The sequence below is a fragment of the Mesorhizobium hunchu genome (assembly GCF_040081975.1).
GTDB lineage: Bacteria > Pseudomonadota > Alphaproteobacteria > Rhizobiales > Rhizobiaceae > Mesorhizobium > Mesorhizobium hunchu.
The window spans coordinates 136,799-157,082 of sequence record NZ_JBEBMG010000008.1 but is presented as its reverse complement, the minus strand read 5'-3'; the positions used below and the strand labels follow the sequence as shown (position 1 = coordinate 157,082).

The 20,284-nt window shown below is 65.6% G+C and carries 17 protein-coding genes; 7 read left to right on the top strand and 10 right to left on the bottom strand.

Annotated features, from left to right (window positions below; genetic code table 11):
* Positions 1-166: 166 nt before the first annotated feature.
* Positions 167-1,969 carry an IlvD/Edd family dehydratase gene (locus ABMA46_RS15575; RefSeq protein WP_349000666.1) on the bottom strand — a complete coding sequence of 601 codons (1,803 nt, stop codon included), beginning with the start codon at positions 1,967-1,969 and terminating at the stop codon, positions 167-169.
* Positions 1,970-2,124: 155 nt separating this feature from the next.
* On the opposite strand from ABMA46_RS15575, the gene ABMA46_RS15570 reads away from it, so the two are divergent.
* Entirely contained in the window at positions 2,125-2,574 is a 450-nt protein-coding gene (locus ABMA46_RS15570; protein ID WP_349000664.1) for an SRPBCC family protein, read from the top strand.
* Positions 2,575-2,728: 154 nt separating this feature from the next.
* On the opposite strand, the gene ABMA46_RS15565 is transcribed toward ABMA46_RS15570, so the two are convergent.
* From ABMA46_RS15565 to ABMA46_RS15555, 3 genes are all read right to left on the bottom strand, one after another.
* Positions 2,729-3,910 carry an Mrp/NBP35 family ATP-binding protein gene (locus ABMA46_RS15565; RefSeq protein ID WP_349000662.1) on the bottom strand — a complete coding sequence of 394 codons (1,182 nt, stop codon included), beginning with the start codon at positions 3,908-3,910 and terminating at the stop codon, positions 2,729-2,731.
* Between the two features lie 100 nt (positions 3,911-4,010).
* Complete coding sequence (locus ABMA46_RS15560; protein WP_349000661.1) at positions 4,011-5,015, bottom strand: inorganic phosphate transporter; 1,005 nt, start codon at positions 5,013-5,015, stop codon at positions 4,011-4,013.
* Between the two features lie 3 nt (positions 5,016-5,018).
* Positions 5,019-5,663, bottom strand: a complete 645-nt coding sequence (locus ABMA46_RS15555) for a DUF47 domain-containing protein (RefSeq protein WP_349000659.1) — start codon at positions 5,661-5,663, stop codon at positions 5,019-5,021.
* A 168-nt stretch (positions 5,664-5,831) separates the two neighbouring features.
* Here ABMA46_RS15555 and ABMA46_RS15550 point away from each other — a divergent pair, with 168 nt between their 5' ends.
* The 6 genes from ABMA46_RS15550 (at position 5,832) to ABMA46_RS15525 (ending at position 12,934) form a co-directional block, all read left to right on the top strand.
* A complete protein-coding gene (locus tag ABMA46_RS15550; RefSeq protein ID WP_349000657.1) occupies positions 5,832-6,737 on the top strand; it encodes a LysR family transcriptional regulator in 906 nt (301 codons plus the stop codon).
* Positions 6,738-6,864: 127 nt separating this feature from the next.
* The gene (locus tag ABMA46_RS15545) at positions 6,865-7,344 is read left to right on the top strand and encodes a formate dehydrogenase subunit gamma (RefSeq protein WP_349000656.1); all 480 of its coding nucleotides are present in this window, start codon (positions 6,865-6,867) and stop codon (positions 7,342-7,344) included.
* On the top strand, positions 7,341-8,897 hold the full coding sequence (locus ABMA46_RS15540; RefSeq protein WP_349000654.1) for a formate dehydrogenase beta subunit: 1,557 nt from the start codon (positions 7,341-7,343) through the stop codon (positions 8,895-8,897). Before ABMA46_RS15545 ends, ABMA46_RS15540 begins: the two co-directional genes overlap by 4 nt.
* A 10-nt stretch (positions 8,898-8,907) precedes the next feature.
* Entirely contained in the window at positions 8,908-11,823 is a 2,916-nt protein-coding gene (gene fdhF, locus ABMA46_RS15535) for a formate dehydrogenase subunit alpha (RefSeq protein WP_349000653.1), read from the top strand.
* Between the two features lie 3 nt (positions 11,824-11,826).
* A complete protein-coding gene (gene fdhD, locus ABMA46_RS15530) occupies positions 11,827-12,651 on the top strand; it encodes a formate dehydrogenase accessory sulfurtransferase FdhD (RefSeq protein ID WP_349000651.1) in 825 nt (274 codons plus the stop codon).
* Entirely contained in the window at positions 12,641-12,934 is a 294-nt protein-coding gene (locus ABMA46_RS15525) for a formate dehydrogenase subunit delta (protein ID WP_349000649.1), read from the top strand. The genes fdhD and ABMA46_RS15525 overlap by 11 nt, the downstream gene beginning before the upstream one ends.
* Positions 12,935-13,170: 236 nt before the next feature.
* Here the strand turns inward: ABMA46_RS15525 and ABMA46_RS15520 are convergent, their stop codons facing one another.
* The 6 genes from ABMA46_RS15520 to ABMA46_RS15495 form a co-directional block, all read right to left on the bottom strand.
* Entirely contained in the window at positions 13,171-14,598 is a 1,428-nt protein-coding gene (locus tag ABMA46_RS15520; protein ID WP_349000647.1) for a gamma-aminobutyraldehyde dehydrogenase, read from the bottom strand.
* 105 nt (positions 14,599-14,703) lie between these two features.
* Positions 14,704-15,519, bottom strand: coding sequence for an ABC transporter permease (locus ABMA46_RS15515; protein ID WP_349000645.1), 816 nt, complete (start codon positions 15,517-15,519; stop codon positions 14,704-14,706).
* 146 nt (positions 15,520-15,665) lie between these two features.
* On the bottom strand, positions 15,666-16,631 hold the full coding sequence (locus tag ABMA46_RS15510) for an ABC transporter permease (RefSeq protein ID WP_349000644.1): 966 nt from the start codon (positions 16,629-16,631) through the stop codon (positions 15,666-15,668).
* 175 nt (positions 16,632-16,806) lie between these two features.
* Complete coding sequence (locus tag ABMA46_RS15505; protein ID WP_349000642.1) at positions 16,807-17,829, bottom strand: ABC transporter ATP-binding protein; 1,023 nt, start codon at positions 17,827-17,829, stop codon at positions 16,807-16,809.
* Between the two features lie 160 nt (positions 17,830-17,989).
* A complete protein-coding gene (locus ABMA46_RS15500) occupies positions 17,990-19,150 on the bottom strand; it encodes an ABC transporter substrate-binding protein (protein ID WP_349000640.1) in 1,161 nt (386 codons plus the stop codon).
* A gap of 124 nt (positions 19,151-19,274) precedes the next feature.
* Positions 19,275-20,186: a LysR family transcriptional regulator gene (locus tag ABMA46_RS15495; RefSeq protein ID WP_349000705.1), complete on the bottom strand. Its 912-nt coding sequence runs from the start codon at positions 20,184-20,186 to the stop codon at positions 19,275-19,277.
* Between the last annotated feature and the right edge of the window lie 98 nt (positions 20,187-20,284).

The window sequence follows — 20,284 nt, the reverse complement described above, 5'->3', positions numbered from 1 at the left end:
CTCCCCTCAAGGGGGAGGGAGACGCCGACCTTGCCGTTTCGCCCAAGATCGCCAGCGTTGGCGCGGCGTGGCGCGGTCGCAAAGTTCCCTCCCCCTTGCGGGGAGGGGTTAGGGTGGGGTGCTGCACCCTATGCGATTGCCGGCCCTTGAGGGGGAGCGATGATACTCAGTGATTGTCGCGCGGAACACCCATCGTGTGAGCCACGTCCTGGTATTTCACGGCTGGCTTCAGCACCATGCCTTGGTCGAACTGGTCGACGATGGCGCGCTGGATTTCCTGCCAGGGCGTCTGGTGCTCCGGATACCGATAGCCGCCGGCGGCTTGCAGTTCGGAGCGGCGCCTGGTCAGTTCGTCCTCGGAGATCAGAATGTCGGCGGTGCCCTTGCGCAGGTCGATGCGCACGCGGTCGCCGGTCCTGAGCAGCGCGAGCCCGCCACCGGCCGCGGCTTCCGGCGAGGCGTTGAGGATCGACGGCGTGCCGGACGTGCCGGACTGGCGGCCGTCGCCGATGCAGGGCAGCGAGTGGATGCCTTTCTTGATGAGATAAGCCGGCGGCTGCATGTTGACCACCTCCGCGCCGCCCGGATAGCCGACGGGACCTGCGCCGCGCATGAACAGGATCGTGTGTTCGTCGATCGCCTCGGCCGGATCGTCGATGCGCGCGTGATAATCCTCCGGCCCGTCGAACACGGCGGCCTTGCCTTCGAAGGCGTCGGGATCGTCGGGGTTCGACAAATAGCGGTCACGGAATTCCGGCGAGATGACGCTGGTCTTCATGATGGCGCTGTCGAACAGATTGCCCTTCAGGTTGATGAAGCCGGCCTCCTTCTTGAGCGGGTCGGCGACGGTGCGGATGACGTCTTCGTCCATGATCTGCGCAGCCGCGCAGTTCTCGCCCATGGAGCGTCCATTCGCCGTCACCGCCTCCGGGTGCGGCAGAAGACCCGCCTTCATCAGCTCGGCGACCACGGCCGGCACGCCGCCGGCATGATGATAGTCCTCGCCGAGATATTCGCCGGCCGGCTGGAGGTTGACCAGCAGCGGGATCCTGTGGCCGACGGCCTGCCAGTCGTCGTTGTCGAGTTTTACCCCGAGGTGACGGGCAATGGCGTTCAGATGGATCGGCGCGTTGGTCGAGCCGCCGATGGCCGAGTTGACGACGATGGCGTTCTCGAAGGCTTCGCGCGTCATGATGTCGGAGGGCTTCAGGTCCTCGCGCACCATGTCGACGATGCGCTTGCCGGTGTCGTAGGCGATCTGGCCGCGCTCGCGGTAGGGCGCGGGAATGGCGGCGGAGCCCGGAAGCTGCATGCCGAGCGCTTCGGCCAGCGAATTCATGGTGGTGGCCGTGCCCATCGTGTTGCAATAGCCGGTGGACGGCGCGGAGGACGCCACGATGTCCATGAACTCGTCGTAGTCGATCTCGCCGGCCGACAGGCGCTGGCGCGATTCCCACACGATGGTGCCGGACCCGGTGCGCTTGCCCTTGTGCCAGCCGTTCAGCATCGGGCCGACCGACAGCGCGATCGCCGGAATGTTGACCGTCGCCGCCGCCATCAGCATGGCCGGCGTGGTCTTGTCGCAGCCGATCGTCAGCACCACGCCGTCGAGCGGATAGCCGTAGAGCACCTCCACCAGCGACAGATAGGCGAGATTGCGATCGAGCGAGGCGGTGGGGCGCTTGCCGGTTTCCTGGATGGGATGGCAGGGGAACTCGAAAGGCACGCCGCCGGCCGCCTCGATGCCGGCGCGGATGCGCTTGGCCAGTTCCAGATGATGGCGGTTGCAGGGCGACAGGTCCGAGCCGGTCTGGGCGATGCCGATCAGCGGCTTGCCGGATTGCAGTTCCTCGCGCGTCAGGCCGAAATTCAGGTAGCGCTCCAGATAGAGCGCCGTCATGCCCGGATTGTCCGGATTGTCGAACCACTCCTGCGACCGGAGCTTCTTCGGGGTGGGGGCGCCTGCCATGAAGGAATTCCTTATTTGTATGACAAATGAATATGGCAACGTGTTTCGCCAGACAAGAGGCAAGGCGTCGCATACCCGGACTTTGGTGCGATGGACAGTAGACCGGTCCGTGAGCTACCCGTATCTGCGATAGACGCTTTCCCAGGGAGGGATCAATGGCTTTGGTGATCGAAGGCGAGGAGCGCATCACGGCACCCGTCGAAAAGGTCTGGGCGGCGCTCAACGACCCCGAAATCCTCAAGGACGCCATTCCCGGCTGCCAGAGCCTTGACATGAAGTCGCCGACCGAGATGGCCGCGACCGTGGTGCTCAAGATCGGACCGATCAAGGCCACCTTCAACGGCGAGGTGACCCTGAAAAACCTGAAGCCGCCGCATTCCTACACCATCCAGGGCGAAGGCAAGGGCGGCATCGCCGGCTTCGCCAAGGGCGGCGCCGACGTCACGCTGACGCCGGACGGCGATGACGCGACGATTCTGAAATACGAGGCCAAGGCCGATGTCGGCGGCAAGATCGCCCAGCTCGGCAGCCGGCTGATCACCTCGACCTCGAAGAAGCTGGCCGGACAGTTCTTCTCGACCTTCGGGGAGAAGGTGGGAGGGTAGGACCGGCAATCGGCAATCGGCAATCGGCAATCGGCAATCGGCAATCGGCAATCGGCAATCGGCAATCGGCAATCGGAACCGACGCCCGATTGGATTGCGATGGTCAAGCCATCGCCTCTCCGATTACCGACCTGCCCATTACCGACTGTCTGATTCACTCGAACACGATCGCCGGGTCCGCGCCTTCCGCCGCCACCTTCTCTTCTTCCAGCCGTTCCCAGACCTTCGTGGCTATATCGCGATAGATCTTCGCTTCCGGCCCGTCCGGTTTCGCGGCCACCACCGGCCTGCCGTCGTCCGAGCTTTCGCGGATGCCCATTTCCAGCGGCACCTCGCCGAGGAAGACGACGCCGAGCCGTTCGGCTTCCTTCCTCGCGCCGCCGTGGCCGAAGATGTCGTAGCGCTTGCCGGTGTCGGGGGCGACGAAATAGCTCATGTTCTCGACGATGCCGAGCAGCGGCACATCGACCTTCCTGAACATGTTCAGGCCCTTGCGGGCATCGATCAGGGCCAGGTCCTGCGGCGTCGAGACGATGACGGCGCCGGCCAGCGGCACCTGCTGGGCCATGGTGAGCTGCGCGTCGCCGGTGCCGGGCGGCATGTCGACGACAAGCACGTCGAGCTCACCCCATTCCACCTCGCGCAGCATCTGGGTGAGCGCCGATATGACCATCGGCCCGCGCCAGATCATCGGCGTTTCCTCTTCGACCAGGAAGCCTATGGACATGACCTTGAGGCCGAAGTTCTGCATCGGCTGGAGGATCCGGCCGTCCTTCGTCTCCGGCCGGCCGCGGATGCCGAGAAGCCGGGGCATCGACGGGCCATAGATGTCGGCGTCGAGCACGCCGACCTTTTTTCCCAGCGCGGCGAGTCCGAGAGCAAGATTGATGGCGGTGGTGGACTTGCCGACGCCGCCCTTGCCGCTCGCAACCGCGATGATGGCCTCGACGCCCGGCACGCCGCGTTTGGCGGTGGAATGCGACGGTGCCGCAGGCGCCGGCCTCGCCTGCTGCGCGGCAGGGCGGGCCGGTGGGGAGGGCTGCGCGGCCGCAGGCCGCCGCGGCGGCGCGCCTTCCATGCCGCCGCCCTTCTTCTCGGCGGTCAGCGCCACCATCGCCCCGGCAACGTCCGGCATCGCCTTCACCGCGCGCTCGGCGGCGGCGCGCAGCGGCTCCAGTTCCTGCGCGCGCGCCGCCGGAACGGTGATGGAGAAGAAGACCTTGTTATCGGCGATGAAAATGTCCGACACCAAGCCGAGATCGACTATGTTGCCGGAGAAATCGGGACCGTTGACCGTCTTCAGACGCTCGATGACAGCTTCCTTGGTGACGGGCATGAGCATTCCTCAGGCTGGCCGGCAATTGGCCGGCGGGCGTTCTCGAATTGATGAGTCACATAATCCGCTTTGGCCGGGACGCAAGCGCCAGCAAAGACATTCACCCTGCCAGACGCGTCATCCAATAGGTCAGCGCAGCGATGGCGGCGGTGGCCGGCAGGGTGACGACCCAGGCGACGACGATGTTGCCGGCGATACCCCAGCGCACGGCGGAAACGCGGCGCGCCGCGCCGACGCCGATGATCGCTCCGGTGATGGTGTGGGTGGTGGAGACGGGAATGCCGAGCCAGGTGGCGCCGAACAGCGTCAGCGCGCCGCCGGTCTCGGCGCAAAAACCCTGCATCGGGTTCAGCCGGGTGATCTTCGATCCCATCGTATGCACGATGCGCCAGCCGCCGAGCAGCGTGCCCAGCGCCAGCGCCGACTGGCACGACAGCACCACCCACAGCGGCACGTAGAATTTGTCGCCCAGCATGCCCTGCGAATAGAGCAGCACCGCGATGATGCCCATGGTCTTTTGCGCGTCGTTGCCGCCGTGGCCGAGCGAGTAGAGCGAGGCGGAGAAGAATTGCGCCACCCGGAAGGTGCGATCCACCGCAAACGGCGTCTGCCGCACGAACATCCACGATACGGCGAGGATCAGCAGAAGCGCCAGAAAGAAGCCGGCGGCAGGCGAGAGCACGATGGCCGCCACCGTCTTGGACAGGCCCGCCCAGACGATCGCGCCGGTTCCGGCCTTGGCGACGCCGGCGCCGACGAGGCCGCCGATCAGGGCATGCGAAGACGAGGAGGGAATGCCCGCCCACCACGTCACGATGTTCCAGACAATCGCACCGACGAGGGCCGAGAACACGACGGCAGGCGTCACCGTGTCGGCGTGGATGATGCCGGTGCCCAGCGTGTTGGCGACATGCAGGCCGAAGAACAGGAAGGCGATGAAATTGAAGAAGGCGGCCCAGAACACGGCGTAGTGCGGCCTCAGCACCCGCGTCGAGACGATGGTGGCGATGGAGTTTGCGGCGTCGTGCAGGCCGTTCAGGAAATCGAAGAACAGCGCCACCGCAATCAGGCCGGCGAGCAGCGGAAAGGCGAGCGCGGCGTCCATGCGTCAGACGTTCTCGATGACGATGCCGGAAATCTCGTTGGCGACGTCCTCGAAACGGTCGACCACCTTCTCCAACTGGCCGTAGATTTCGGAACCGATCAGGTAGGCCATCGCGTCGCCGCCGCTGCCGTGCCGCCGGAACAGGTCCTTCAGGCCCTGCTCGTGCAGATCGTCGGAACGCCCCTCGACTTCGGTGACCTTCTCCGCGATGGCTGCGAGCTGCGCCGCGTTGGCGCTCACCTTCGACAGCAGCGGGATCGCCTCGGCGACGAGATGCGCCGCCTCGACGATCGTCGTGCCCATGTCGCGCATCAGCGGATCGAACGCGGTCTTCTCGAACAGCCGGACCGTCTTTACGGTCTTGTGCATCATGTCGATGGCGTCGTCCATCGACTGGATCAGGTCCTTGATGTCGCCGCGATCGAAGGGCGTGATGAAGGAGCGGCGTACAGCCAGCAGCACTTCGGCTGTGATGGCGTCCGCCTCGTCCTCCAGCTCGACGATGCGGCGGCAATTGTTCTCGACGTCGTCGCCGGCCAGCAGCCGCTCCAGCGCCTCGGCCCCGCCGACGACCGTACGGACATGACGGTCGAAGAGATCGAAGAAGCGATCCTCGCGCGGCAAGAGCTTGCGAAACCATCCCAGCATGTCAGCGTCCCCTGCTGTCGATCATGTCCCATAGCGCGGACGCGACCTGCCGAAAACCTTGGCCATCGCGAAAGATGGGGACGAGCACCGGGGAGGTGGCAGAGTGGCGGCCTCAGTCATGATGACGGTGCTTTCCGCCGCGGTGCGAAGCGCTCTACAGTGGGTGGCATGATCGACAAGCTGGAATTCTTCATAGCGCTCGCCCGGGAAGAGCATTTCGGCCGGGCCGCCGAACTGTGCGGCGTCACCCAGCCGACGCTTTCGGCCGGCATCAAGCAACTCGAGGACCAGCTCGGCGTCATGCTGGTCAAACGCGGCTCGCGCTTTCAAGGACTGACGCCGGAAGGCGTGCAGGTGCTGACATGGGCGCGCCGCATCGTCGGCGACACGCGTACGATGAAGGAGGAGATGCGGGCCGCCCGCCACGGCCTGTCGGGGCATATCCGCATCGCCGCGATCCCTACGGCGCTTGCCATGATCGCCCGGTTGACCACCCCGTTCCGCGAGAAGCATCCGGGCGTCACCTTCTCTATACTATCGAGAACCTCTATCGAGGTGCTCACGCTGCTCGGCAATTTCGAGATCGACGCCGGCATCACCTATCTCGACAACGAGCCGCTCGGGCGGGTGACCAGCGTGCCGCTCTATGACGAGCGCTACCAGCTCATCACCGCGCTGGGAACGCCCTATTCCGACCGCGACCATGTGACCTGGGCAGAGGTCAGCCGGCTGCCGCTGTGCCTGCTGACGCCGGACATGCAGAACCGCCGCATCATCGACCAGCACCTTGGAGAAGCCGGCGTGGAAGTGCGGCCGACGCTAGAATCGAACTCCATGATCGTGCTGTTCTCGCACATCAGGACCGGAAAATGGTCCTCGATCATGCCGCTCAACCTCACGGAAACATTCGGCTTTTCCGAGCCGATCCGCGCCATTCCCATCGTCGAGCCCGACGCCAGCCACGCCGTCGGGCTGGTCGCGGCGCCGCGCGTGCCGCACACGCCGCTGGTTTCGGCGCTTCTGGACGAGGCGATGACGCTGGCAAGCGATTTCCGCTCCGGCAAGCTGGTCTAAAAAGGCAAGAACGGCTGTTTGATAGGAAATTTCTATCAAACAACGGAACGGCTTTATTGATTTCGGCGGTTTCCTCTGTTTTCCTAGGCACTTAGCGGAGATACCGCCACGACAGGGAGGGCGCTGCATGGCCATGCAGCCTGCAAGTACCGAGATCGCGACGAGGACGGCCTCGATCGTCGAGGAATTCAGATCGCTCGAAGGACCGCTGCTGCCGATCCTGCACGGCGTCCAGCACGCGTTCGGCCATGTGCCGCAGGAAGCGCTGCCCGTGATCGCCGACGCGCTCAACATCTCGCGCGCCGAGGTCCACGGCGTCGTCACCTTCTACCATGACTACCGCAAGGAACCGGCCGGCCGGCACGTCTTGAAGCTTTGCCAGGCGGAAGCCTGCCAGTCGATGGGCTCGGACGCGATCGCGGCGCGGGTGAAACAGTTGCTCGGCATCGATTTCCACCAGACGACGAAGGACGGCTCGGTGACGCTGGAGCCGGTCTATTGCCTCGGCCTGTGCGCCTGTTCGCCCTCGGCGATGCTGGACGGAGAGGTGATCGGACGGCTGGACGACGAGGCAATCGACGAGATCGTCGAGGCGGTGCGCGCATGATCCCGCGTATCTTCATTCCCGACGATTCAGGCGCCGTCGCGCTCGGCGCGGACAAGGTGGCGAAGGCGATCGCCGCCGAACTCAAGGCGCGCGGCATCGAAGCCAAGATCGTGCGCAACGGCTCGCGCGGCGCCTATTTCCTCGAACCCCTGGTCGAAGTGGCGTGCGACAAGGGGCGCATCGCCTACGGGCCGGTCAAGCCATCCGACGTGAAGGGACTGTTCGACAGCGGCTTCCTGACCGGAGGCCACCACAAGCGCTGGCTGGGCGACCCGGCCAAGATTCCCTTCATCGCAAAGCAGACGCGGCTGACCTTCGCGCGCTGCGGCATCATCGATCCGCTGTCGCTCGAAGCCTATGAGCGGCACGGCGGTCTGAAGGGCCTGCGCAAGGCGGTGACGATGGACCCCGCCGCCATCGTCGGCCAAGTGACCGAATCCGGCCTGCGCGGGCGCGGCGGCGCCGGCTTCCCCACCGGCATCAAGTGGAAGACCGTGCTCGATACGGCGGCCGACCAGAAATACATCGTCTGCAACGCAGACGAGGGCGACTCGGCGACCTTCGCCGACCGCATGATCATGGAAGGCGACCCCTTCGTGCTGATCGAAGGCATGGCGATCGCAGGCATCGCGACGGGTGCCACCAAGGGCTACATCTATATCCGCTCCGAATATCCGCATGCCGTCGCCAAGATGAACAAGGCCGTGGGGATCGCCCGCAAGGCCGGTGTCCTCGGCGCCAAGGTGCTGGGCTCGGCACATGCCTTCGACATGGAGGTGCGCGTCGGCGCCGGCGCCTATGTCTGCGGCGAGGAAACCTCGCTGCTCAACTCGCTGGAAGGCAAGCGCGGCGTGGTGCGCGCCAAGCCGCCGCTGCCGGCGATCCAGGGGTTCCTCGGCCGGCCGACCGTCATCAACAACGTGATTTCGCTGGCGTCCGTGCCGATCATCATGGACAAGGGCGCGGAGTATTACCGCGACTTCGGCATGGGCCGCTCGCGCGGCACGATCCCGATCCAGATCGCCGGCAACGTCAAGCACGGCGGCCTGTTCGAGACCGCCTTCGGCTTGACGCTGGGCGAGATCGTCGACGACATCGGCGGCGGCACGCATAGCGGCCGGCCGGTGAAGGCCGTCCAGGTCGGCGGCCCGCTCGGAGCCTACTTCCCCCGCGGCCTGTTCGACACGCCGTTCGACTACGAGGAATTCGCCAAGCGCGACGGGCTGATCGGCCACGCCGGCATCACCGTCTTCGACGACAGCGCCGACATGCTCAAGCAGGCGCGCTTCGCCATGGAATTCTGCGCCGTCGAAAGCTGCGGCAAGTGCACGCCCTGCCGCCTCGGCTCGCAGCGCGGCATGGAAGTGCTGGACAGGGTGGCCGCCGGCGTCGAGCCGGAGAGCAACCTCGCCCTGGTCGCGGACCTGTGCAATACTATGAAATTCGGGTCGTTGTGCGCATTGGGCGGTTTCACCCCCTATCCGGTGATGAGCGCCCTGACCCACTTCCCCGAAGACTTCAAGCCGGCGCCCATGCGCGTGGCAGCGGAATAGGAGCGGACTGATGAACGTCAAGGCCGACATTTCCTCGCTCATCACCGAAATCGACTACGGCACGCCGCAATCGAAAGCCGAGAAGACAGTGACGCTGACCGTCGACGGCCGTTCGGTAACGGTGCCCGAGGGCACCTCGATCATGCGCGCGGCGATGGAAGGCGGCGTCGAGATCCCGAAGCTGTGCGCCACCGACATGATCGATTCCTTCGGTTCCTGCCGGGTGTGCCTTGTCGAGATCGAGGGCCGCAACGGCACCCCGGCCTCCTGCACCACGCCGGTCGGCGAAGGCATGGTGGTGCACACCACCAGCGACCGGCTCGACGCCATCCGCAAAGGCGTGATGGAACTCTACGTCTCCGACCATCCGACAGGCTGGGGCGAGACGGCAGGCACGGGCGCCAGCGAGTTCGACCATGTGGCGAAGATGGTCGGCCTGACCGAAAACCGCTACGGCGTCGAGGGCCGCAACCATGTGAAGGCCGAAGAGGGCGTCGCGCCGGGCCACGGATCGCTGACCATCGATTACATGGTGCGCGACGATTCCAACCCGTATTTCAGCTACGATCCGGCCCAGTGCATCGTCTGCTCGCGCTGCGTGCGCGCCTGCGAAGAAGTGCAGGGCACCTTCGCGCTGACCATCGAAGGCCGCGGCTTCGAGAGCCGCATGGTCGCCTCGATGAACGAGGCGTTCGTCGAATCCGAATGCGTGTCCTGCGGCGCCTGCGTGCAGGCCTGCCCGACCGACGCGCTGCGCGAGAAGGCAGTGCTTGAAAAAGGCATGCCCGAGCGCTCGGTCGTCACCACCTGCGCCTACTGCGGCGTCGGCTGCAATTTCAAGGCGGAGGTGAAGGGCGACGATATCGTGCGCATGATGCCCTACAAGGGCGGCAAGGCCAATCACGGCCATAGCTGCGTCAAGGGCCGCTTCGCCTATGGCTACGCCACCCATAAGGATCGCATCCTGTCGCCGATGGTACGCGAGAAGATCACCGATCCCTGGCGCGAGGTGACGTGGGAAGAGGCGCTGGCCCATGCGGCCAAGGAATTCCGCCGCATCCAGTACCAGTACGGCCGCGCCTCCATCGGCGGCATCACCTCATCGCGCTGCACCGACGAAGAGACCTATCTGGTGCAGAAGCTGGTGCGGCAGGGTTTTGGCAACAACAACGTCGATACCTGCGCGCGCGTCTGCCATTCGCCGACCGGCTACGGCCTGAACACGACGCTCGGCACCTCCGCCGGCACGCAGGATTTCGACTCGGTCGAGGAGACCGACGTCATGCTGCTGATCGGCGCCAACCCGACCGACGCGCATCCTGTCTTCGCCTCGCGCATGAAGAAGCGCCTGCGCGAAGGCGCCAGGATCATCGTCATCGACCCGCGCCGCATCGACCTGGTGAAGAGCCCGCATGTGAAGGCGGTTCACCACCTGCCGATCAAGCCGGGCACCAACGTCGCCATCCTGACCGGGCTGGCGCATGTCGTCGTCACCGAAAAGCTCTACAATCAGGCTTATATCGACGAGCGCTGCGACGCGGACGCCTTCGCCGACTGGTGCGAATTCGTCTCTGATCCGCGCTACAGCCCGGAAGAGACGGCAAAGGTCTGCGGCGTCGATGCCGAGACGATCCGCCAGGCAGCCCGGCTCTACGCGACCGGCGGCAACGGCGCCATCTATTACGGCCTCGGCGTTACCGAACACAGCCAGGGCTCGACGGCGGTGATGGGCCTGGCCAACCTCGCCATGGCGACCGGCAATCTCGGCCGCCGCGGCGTCGGCGTGAACCCGCTGCGCGGCCAGAACAACGTGCAGGGCTCGTGCGACATGGGTTCCTTCCCGCACGAATTCCCCGGCTACCGCCACATCGCCATCGATTCGGTGCGCAAGATCTACGAGGATCTGTGGGGCGTGACGCTCGACAAGGAACCGGGCCTGCGCATCAACAACATGCTCGACGCCGCCACCGACGGCTCGTTCAAGGGCATCTACATCCAGGGCGAGGACATCCTGCAGTCCGACCCCGACTCCAAGCATGTCGCCGCCGGCCTCGCCGCGATGGAGTGCGTGGTGGTGCACGATCTCTTCCTCAACGAGACGGCGCGCTACGCGCATGTCTTCCTGCCCGGCTCGACCTTCCTGGAGAAGGACGGCACCTTCATCAACGCCGAGCGCCGCATCAACCTGGTGCGCAAGGTGATCGAGCCGAAGGCGCGCTATGCCGACTGGGAGGCAACGCAGGAACTGGCGCGCGCGCTGGGGCTCGACTGGAACTACACCCATCCGTCCGAGATCATGGACGAGATCGCGGCGACGACGCCGACCTTCTCGGGCGTCACCTTCGACCTTCTGGAGCGCGAAGGCTCGATCCAGTGGCCCTGCAACGAGAAGGCGCCGCTCGGCACGCCGATCATGCACATCAACGGCATCGTGCGCGGCAAGGGCAATTTCGTGCGCACCGAATATGTCGCCACCGACGAGAAGGTCGGGCCGCGCTTCCCGTTGCTGCTCACCACGGGGCGCATCCTCAGCCAATACAATGTCGGCGCGCAGACAAGGCGCACCGGCAACACCGCCTGGCACGCGGAGGACCGGCTGGAGATCCATCCGCACGACGCCGAGGATCGCGGCATCCGCGACGGCGACTGGGTGCGGCTGGCCTCGCGCTCGGGCGAGACGACGCTGAGGGCGCTGATCACCGACCGCGTGGCGGTGGGCGTGGTCTACACCACCTTCCACCATCCCGAGACGCAGGCCAACGTCGTCACCACCGAGGCGACCGACTGGGCCACCAACTGCCCCGAATACAAGGTCACCGCCGTGCAGGTCGGGCCGTCCAACGGACCGAGCGAGTGGCAGCGCGACTATGAGGACCTGTCGGAAAAGACCCGGCACATCAAAGGGCATATGGAAGCGGCGGAGTAGGTTTTGCCTCGCCCCGCCATCACGTCCACGTTCCGCCTCGCCCACCGCGCCGACGGCACGGCGAGCGCGCCGCGCAACGTGCCGGAGGAGACGCCGGTGGCGTTCAGCTTCGCCGGCACGACCCATGCGGTGATGATGGCATCGCCCGCCGATTTCGAGGATTTCGCGCTCGGCTTCTCGCTGACCGAGGGCATCGTCGGGGTGCCCGAGGAGATCGAGTCCATCGAGGTGCAGGACCTCGATGCCGGCATCGACATCCAGATCCGGCTGAAAGACAGCGCCAATACGCGCTTCGAGGCGCGCCGGCGCAGGCTGGCTGGGCCGGTGGGCTGCGGGCTGTGCGGGATCGAGTCCATCGAGGAAGCGATGCGCTCGGTCGATCCGGTCGGAGGCTCGAAATTCGAACTCGCGGCCGGGGAGATTGCGGACGCGGTGCGGCTGTTGGCAAAGCAGCAACCGCTGCATGCCGCGACCGGGGCGGTACACGCCGCCGGATTCTACGTGCCGGGCAAGGGCATCGTGGCGGCGCGGGAGGATGTCGGGCGCCACAATGCGCTGGACAAGCTGGCGGGCGCGCTTGCCAGGGCCCGCATCGACGGCGCCTCTGGTGCAGTGGTGGTGACCAGCCGGGTCTCGGTCGAGATGGTGCAGAAGACGGCGGCGATCGGGTCGCCGGTGATCCTCGCGGTCTCGGCGCCGACCGCGCTCGCCATCCGCACCGCCGACGCGGCCGGCATGACGCTGGTCGCGCTGGTGCGCGGCGACGATTTCGACGTTTTTACCCACCCCCGGCGGGTGGACAGGGGAGCAGCCAGGCATGTCGCATGATCACGAGCACGGACCGACCACCAAGGAAAAGCTGATGGTCATGGCGAACCAGATCGCCACCTTCTTCCATTCCAAGCCGCGCGAGGAAGGCATCGCCGGCGTCGCCGACCACATCAACAAATTCTGGGAACCGCGCATGCGGCGGATGTTCTTCGAGATGATCGACGGCGGCCAGCCGGGCTTCGACGAATTCGTCCTGAAAGCCGCACCGAGCATCCGCCGCCCGCCGGCACCGCAGGACGGGCCGCCGCCGCTGCCGGTTAAGGCCAAGGCGGCTGGGTAGAGCGTTCTCGCCGGGCGCGTGGTTTCGGGCATTCGCGACCGTCGGCATACCGACTATGCTGCGCGAACCGTTGCCCTGCCCTCCGCTACGGCTCCGGGCGTTCGTTGCTCGAAAAGCCCATTCAGGGGCTTTTCGTTCGCTGCGCGAACCGTTGCCCTGCCCTCCGCTACGGCTCCGGGCGTTCGTTGCTCGAAAAGCCCATTCAGGGGCTTTTCGTTCGCTGCGCGAACCGCTCCTCACCCATGCGCGATCATCACGTGCCTTACCGCCGTATAATCCTCCAGCGCGTAGAGCGACATGTCCTTGCCGTAGCCGGACTGCTTCAGCCCGCCATGCGGCATCTCGTTGCACAGCATGAAGTGCGTGTTGATCCAGGTGCAACCATATTGCAGGCGCGCGGCCGTCGCCATGGCGCGGGAGATGTCCTTCGTCCACACCGATGACGCCAGGCCGTAATCGCTGTCGTTGGCCCAGGCGACCGCCTCGTCGACATCCGAGAAGCGAGTAACGGAAACGACCGGCCCGAACACCTCGCGGCGTACGATCTCGTCCTCCTGCAAAGCGCCCGCAACCACGGTCGGCTGGTAGAAGAAGCCGGAGCCCTCGCCCGGCTTGCCGCCGGTGGTGATCTCGATGTGCTTCAACTCGGCGGCGCGCTCGACGAAGGAAGCGACGCGGTCGCGCTGGCGCCGCGAGATCAGCGGTCCGATCTCGTTTTGCGTATCGTCGGGGAGGTCGTAGCGGATGGTCGAGACCGCCGAGGTCAGTTCGGCGACGAGCTTGTCGTAGATCTTGCGGCCGGCATAGATGCGGCAGGCGGCCGTGCAGTCCTGCCCGGCATTGTAGTAGCCGAAGGCGCGCAGGCCTGTGACGACCGCGTCGAGATCGGCGTCGTCGAAGACGACGACCGGGGCCTTGCCGCCAAGCTCCAGATGCGTGCGCTTGACCGATTTGGCCGCCGCCTGCAGCACTTTCTTGCCGGTGGCGACGTCGCCGGTGATCGAGATCATGTTGACTTTTGCGTGGTTGATCAGCGGGCTGCCGACGCTGTCGCCGCGGCCGAGCACGACGTTGACGACGCCCTCGGGCAATACGTCAGCCAGCACGCGCGCCAGTTTCAGCGCCGTGAGCGGCGTCTGCTCGGACGGCTTGAAGACGACCGTGTTGCCGCCGGCGATCGCCGGGGCGAGTTTCCAGGCCATCATCATCAGCGGATAATTCCACGGCGCGATGGAGGCGACGACACCTATCGCGTCGCGGCGGACCATCGAAGTGTGGCCGGGCAGATATTCTCCCGCCACCTGTCCCGGCATGGTGCGCACCGCACCGGCGAAGAAGCGCCAGCAGTCCACGATCGCCGGGATCTCGTCGTTGAGCACGGCATTGATCGGCTTGCCGCAGTTCAGCGCCTCCAGCCGGGCGAATTCGGCTGCATCCGCCTCGATGCGGTCGGCGATCTTGAGCAGGCAGGCGGACCGCTCGGCCGGCGTGGTCCGCGACCAGCCGGCGAACGCCTTTTCGGCTGCGGCGACGGCCGCCTCGATCTGCCTCTCGCCGGCTTCCGGCAGATCGAGGATCGCCTCTCCGGTCCTAGGGTTCAGAACCGGCTCGCCGGCCTCGGTGCCCTTCTCGAATTTCGCCCCGATCAGCATTTCGGTGAACATGGAAGCGTCCTTTCAGTCGTTTCAAAGGCAGTCGGCAGGTCGGCAATCGGCAGTCGGAATTTTCAGAAGTCCGACTGCCGATTGCCGATTACCGACCTGCCGTCATTATTTTCCGCTCCCGGCGACCTGGTCGCCGTCGCGAGTGAGATAATAGGCCGCCAGGATCGGCAGCAGCGTCACCAGCACCACGACCATCGCCACGACATTGGTGACGGGGCGCTGGCGCGGGCGGATCAGTTCCTCCAGCATCCAGATCGGCACGGTCTGCTGCTGGCCGGCGGTGAAGGTCGTGACGATGACCTCGTCGAACGACAGCGCGAAGGCGAGCATGCCCCCGGCCAGAAGCGCGGTGGCGATGTTCGGCAGCACACAGTAGCGGAAGGTCTGGAAACCGTCGGCGCCGAGATCGTAGGACGCCTCGATCAGCGAGCCGGAGGTGCGGCGGAAGCGGGCGACGGCGTTGTTGTAGACCACCACCACGCAGAAAGTGGCGTGGCCGAGCACGATCGTCCAGAACGAGAAGGGAATGTCGGCGAGCGAGAAGGCCGACCGCAGCGCGATGCCGGTGATGATGCCAGGCAGCGCGATCGGCAGGATGACCAAGAGCGAGATCGTCTCGCGGCCGAAGAATTTCGAGCGCGAGACTGCCGCCGAACAGAGCGTGCCGAGGACCAGCGCGATCAGCGTCGAGACGGCGGCGACGCGCACCGACAGGGAAAGGGCAGACCACACGTCCGGCCGGTTCCATGTCACCGCGAACCATTTCAGCGTCAGGCCGGGCAGCGGCCACTGGAAGGTCTTTTCCTCCGTGGTGAAGGCATAGGCGAAGATCAGCAGGATCGGCAGGTGCAGGAACAGCAGCCCGCAGGTCGCGGCGATCTTCAGCGGCAGGGGTGCGGATTGGTTGCGGTCAGAGCGCATGGCGGGCTCCATGCGATTTGAACAAATCCGAGCGCCATGTACCCCCACCCCTAACCCCTCCCCGCAAGGGGGAGAGGGACTCGGGCGCAGCAGCTCCCCCTCCCCCTTGCGGGGAGGGGTTAGGGGTGGGGGTCAATAGCCAAAAACTACAGCGCATCGAAGGCTCCCAGTTTCTTGGCGCCCCAGAGATAGAAGCCCATGATGACGATGGGCACGACGGTGAAAGCCGCCGCCAGCGGGATGTTGCCGGCCGTGCCCTGCTGCGCGTAGACGGCCATGCCGATGAACAGGCGCGATGTGCCGATGATCTGCGGGATGATGTAGTCGCCGAGCGTCAGCGAGAAGGTGAAGATCGAGCCCGCCACGATGCCGGGCAGCGCCAGCGGGAAGAGCACGTTGCGGAAGGTCTGGCCGGGCGACGCACCGAGGTCGGACGAGGCTTCGACAAGGTTGCCGGGCACGCGCTCGAGCGCCGCCTGCACGGGCAGGATCATGAAGGGCAGCCAGACATAGACGAAGGCGATGAAGGTGCCGGTGGCCGACACCGACAGCGAGTTGCCGCCGACATAGGGCAGCGAAAGCCAGCCGTCGAGCAGCCAGCCGAGATGCAGCTTGGCGAGCAGCCAGGTCAGTATGCCTTCCTTGGCGAGGATCAGCTTCCAGGCATAGACCTTGACCAGATAGCTCGACCACAGCGGCAGCATGACGGCGAGATAGAACAATGCCTTCCAGCGACCGCGCGCATAGCGCGCCGCATAGTAGGCGATCGGAAAGGCGATGACCGCGGAAGCCAGCGTCACCAGCGCCGCCATGACGACGGTGCGGATGATGATGTCGAGGTTCGCCGCCTGGAACAGGTCGCCATAGGTCCTGAGGGTGAAATGCCGGTCGATCAGACCGGAGAACTCGTCGATCGAGAAGAAACTCTGCGCCAGCAGCGCGAACAGCGAGCCGATATAGACGATGCCGAGCCACAGCACCGGCGGGGCGAGCATGAGGATGAGCAGGAAGCGCGGCCGGCGCCAGAACAGGTCCGACAGCGCGCCGCGCATCCCGCCCGAGGAGGGCAGGATGGCGGGGGAAGAGGTTGGAGTGGCGGTGACGGCGGTCATGGCATGCACCGCCCTCTCCCTCCCCCTTGAGAGGAGAGTGGCCGCGAAGCGGCCGGGAGGGGTGACCTCAACCGCTCCCACGCAAAAGAACCGTCGCGCGCGGCCGCAGCGACCCCTCCCCCCGCCTTCGGCCGGACCCTCCCCTCAAGAGGGAGGGGGAGGACGGCGCGCGCGCTCACGCCCCCTCCTCCATCAGGTGCAGGCTTTCTCGGTTGAAGCTGAGCATGACCTGCTCGCCCTCCTGCGGAATATCCGAACCCGCCGGCATGGTCGCGTGCAGGTGCAGTCCGTCCGCATCGAGCGCCAGCCGTGTCGTCGCGCCGAGGTAGTTGGTGCCGACGAGACGCGCCGGCACGCCCTCGCCCGCCGCGCCGCTCCCCTTGGCGCCGCGCCCTGCACGGCTCACCCGGATCGCTTCCGGCCGCAGCGAGCCCCAGCGCTTCTGCCCGGACCAGCGCTGCACAAAATCCGGCGGCAGCACGTTGGACGAGCCGACGAAGTCGGCGACGAAGCGGGTCGCCGGACGCTGGTAGATATCCTCGGGCGGTCCGACCTGCATGATCCTGCCCGCGTTGAAGACCGCGACCCGGTCGGCCATCGACAGCGCCTCGCCCTGGTCGTGGGTGACGAAGACGAAGGTGATGCCGAGCGTCTTCTGCAGCGCCTTCAGTTCCTCCTGCATGTCCTCGCGAAGCTTGAGATCGAGCGCGCCGAGCGGTTCGTCGAGCAGCAGGACCTTGGGGCGGTTGACCAATGCACGGGCGAGCGCCACGCGCTGGCGCTGGCCGCCTGACAATTGTCCCGGCCGCCGCGCGCCGTAGTCCGGCAGGCGCACCAGCGCCAGCGCTTCCTCGGCCGCCTTGTGGCGTTCGGCCTTCGCCATGCCCTTGACCATCAGGCCGTAGGCGACGTTGTCCAGCACGTTGAGGTGCGGGAACAGCGCATAGTCCTGGAAGACGGTGTTGACGTTGCGCCGGTAGGGCGGAACGCCTTCGGCGCGATCGCCGAAGATCGAGATGGAACCGGCCGTCGGCTGCTCGAAGCCCGCGATCAGCCGCAGGCATGTCGTCTTGCCCGAGCCGGAGGGACCGAGCATGGCGAAGAATTCGCCGGGCGCGATGTCGAGATCGACCGCATCCACCGCCCTGACGGCGCCGAAATGGCGGGAAACTTGTTTGAAGGAGATTGCTGCGGTCATGGGTTCACTCTTTTCGAGAGCCGGCCCTGCCCCTCAGCTCTCTGCTGGCACCTCTCCCCGCAAGAAGCGGAGAGAGAAGGCAGCTTTGACGCCGACGATCCCCACTCCCGTACGGGGAGTGGGTAAGGGTGAGGGCGGCACGGGCTTGGGAGGACGCCCGCTACCTTCCGCCGATGACGCCGATATAGTCCGACACCCAGCGGTAATAGGGCACGCACTGGTCGTTCTGGCTCTCGCATTTTGTGGTCGGCGTCTTCCAGAACTTGATCTTGTCGAAATTGTCGAAGCCGTTGGTCGCGCAGCCCTCGTCACCCAGAAGCTCATTGCCCTTGCAGGCGGCGGGAACGACCGGCACGGAGCCGAACCAGGAGGCGAGATCGCCCTGCACTTTCGGCTTCAGCGAATGCTCGATCCACATATAGGCGCAGTTGGGATGCGCGGCGTCGGCCTCCATCATGGTCGTGTCGGCCCAGCCCGTCGCGCCCTCTTCTGGAATGGTCGAGGCGATCGGCTGCTTGGCGGCCACCAAGGTGTTGACCTGGAAGGGCCAGGACGAGGAAGCGACGACGCCCTCGTTCTGGAAGTCGTCCACCTGGATCGCCGCATCGTGCCAGTAGCGGCCGACCAGCTTGCGCTGCCCACGCAGCAGGTCGAGGGCCGCCTTGTACTGGTCCTCGTTCAGCTCGTAGGGGTTCTTGATGCCGAGATCCAGCTTGTGCGCCATCAGATAGTTGGCAGCGTCGGCGATGTAGATCGGGCCGTCATAGGCCTGCACGCGGCCCTTGTTCGACTTGCCGTCCGACAGGGTCTGCTCCTCGAAGACGACATTCCAGCTCTTCGGCGCTTCCTTGAAGATGTCGGTGTTGTACATCAGCACGTTCGGGCCCCACTGGTAGGGCACGCCGTAGTGGACGCCGTCCACCGTGTACCAGGGCGCGTTCTGCAATCGCTCGTCCACGGTCTTGAAGCTCGGAATCAGGTCGAGATTGATCGGCTGCACCCGCTTGCCGGCCACCAGCCTGAGCGAGGCGTCGCCAGAGGCGGTCACGAGATCGAAGCCGCCCTCGTTCATCAGCGACACCATCTCGTCGGAGGTGTTGGCGGTCTTGACGTTGACCTTGCAGCCGGACTCCTTCTCGAAGTCGGTGACCCAGTCATAGGCCTTGTCGGTCTCGCCGCGCTCGATATAGCCGGGCCAGGCGACGATGTTGAGTTCGCCCTCGCCCTTGCCCAGTTCCTTCATCGCTTCCTGTGCGGCAGCCTGGCCGGCGAAGGTCAGCGCGATCGTCAAAGCTGTGCACGATTTCAGAAATGAATGCATGGTCCTCTCCCGTCAAAGGAGCCGCTTTGGCGGCGGCTCTGCTCCCTGGAGGAAAGGTGTCGTGAAAATCCCGGTTTCGCAAATTCATTTATCAGAACGCCGATATCGGATTTTCCGATAGATATCAGAGCCTGAGACGTGCCGAGCGCTGGGCCTGGGCGATGCCGATGAAATCGCGGGCGGCGCCCGGCAGGCTGGAGCCGCGCCGCCAGACCATGCCGACCTGCACCACCGGCAACGAACCGGACACGTCGCGCTGCTCTATGCGGTCGCCTTCGAGCGACCACGGCCGGTAGACGAGTTCGGGCAGCAGCGCGACGCCCGCGCCGGTCGCGACGAGGCTGCGCACCGCCTCGACGGAACGGGTGCGGAAGGCGACGTTGGGCTTGGCGCCGATCGCCGCCAGAAGCTTGCCGGTGTTCTCCTCGATCTCGTCGACGGTCAACATGATCAACGGTTCGCCGGCAATGTCGTTGACGCCGATGATGTCGGCGCCGGCGAGTGGATGGCCGAGCGGCATCCACAGGCGATAGGCGGACACTTCGAGAATCTCCGACTGCAACGCCGTGCGGTCGCGCAGGTTGGACGTCACCATGACGGCGACGTCCAGCTTGCCGCCGACGAGAAGATGCTCGAGATAGTCGCCATTGTCCTCGATGGCCGAGACCTCGACACCGGGATAGGCGCGCCGGTAGCGGGCCAGCAGGTCGGAGAGCACATAGCCGGCGACAAGTGAGGTGACGCCGAGTTGCAGGCGCCCGCCGCTGGACGCCGCTTCGCCGAAGAAAGCTCTGCGGGCATCGGAGACGTCGGCGAGGATCTTGGTGGCGTGCCGCAGGAACTGATGACCCTTGTGGGTTATGTTCAGTCCGCGCGGATGACGCTCGAAAAGCTCGACGCCGAGATCGCTCTCCAGTTCCTTGACCGCTTCGGTGACCGAAGACTGGGAGATCGACAGGTTCTGCGCGGCGCGCGACACCGAGCCCTGCTCGGCGACGGCGACGAAATACTGGAGCTGGCGAATGGTGAAGGCCATGACCGGAATAAACACGGTCCGGCCGCCGCTGGAAAGGCGGCGGCATCGCCGCGCCTCCCGGCAGGCGCGAAATGGCTAGTCATTCCTCTCGATGTCGC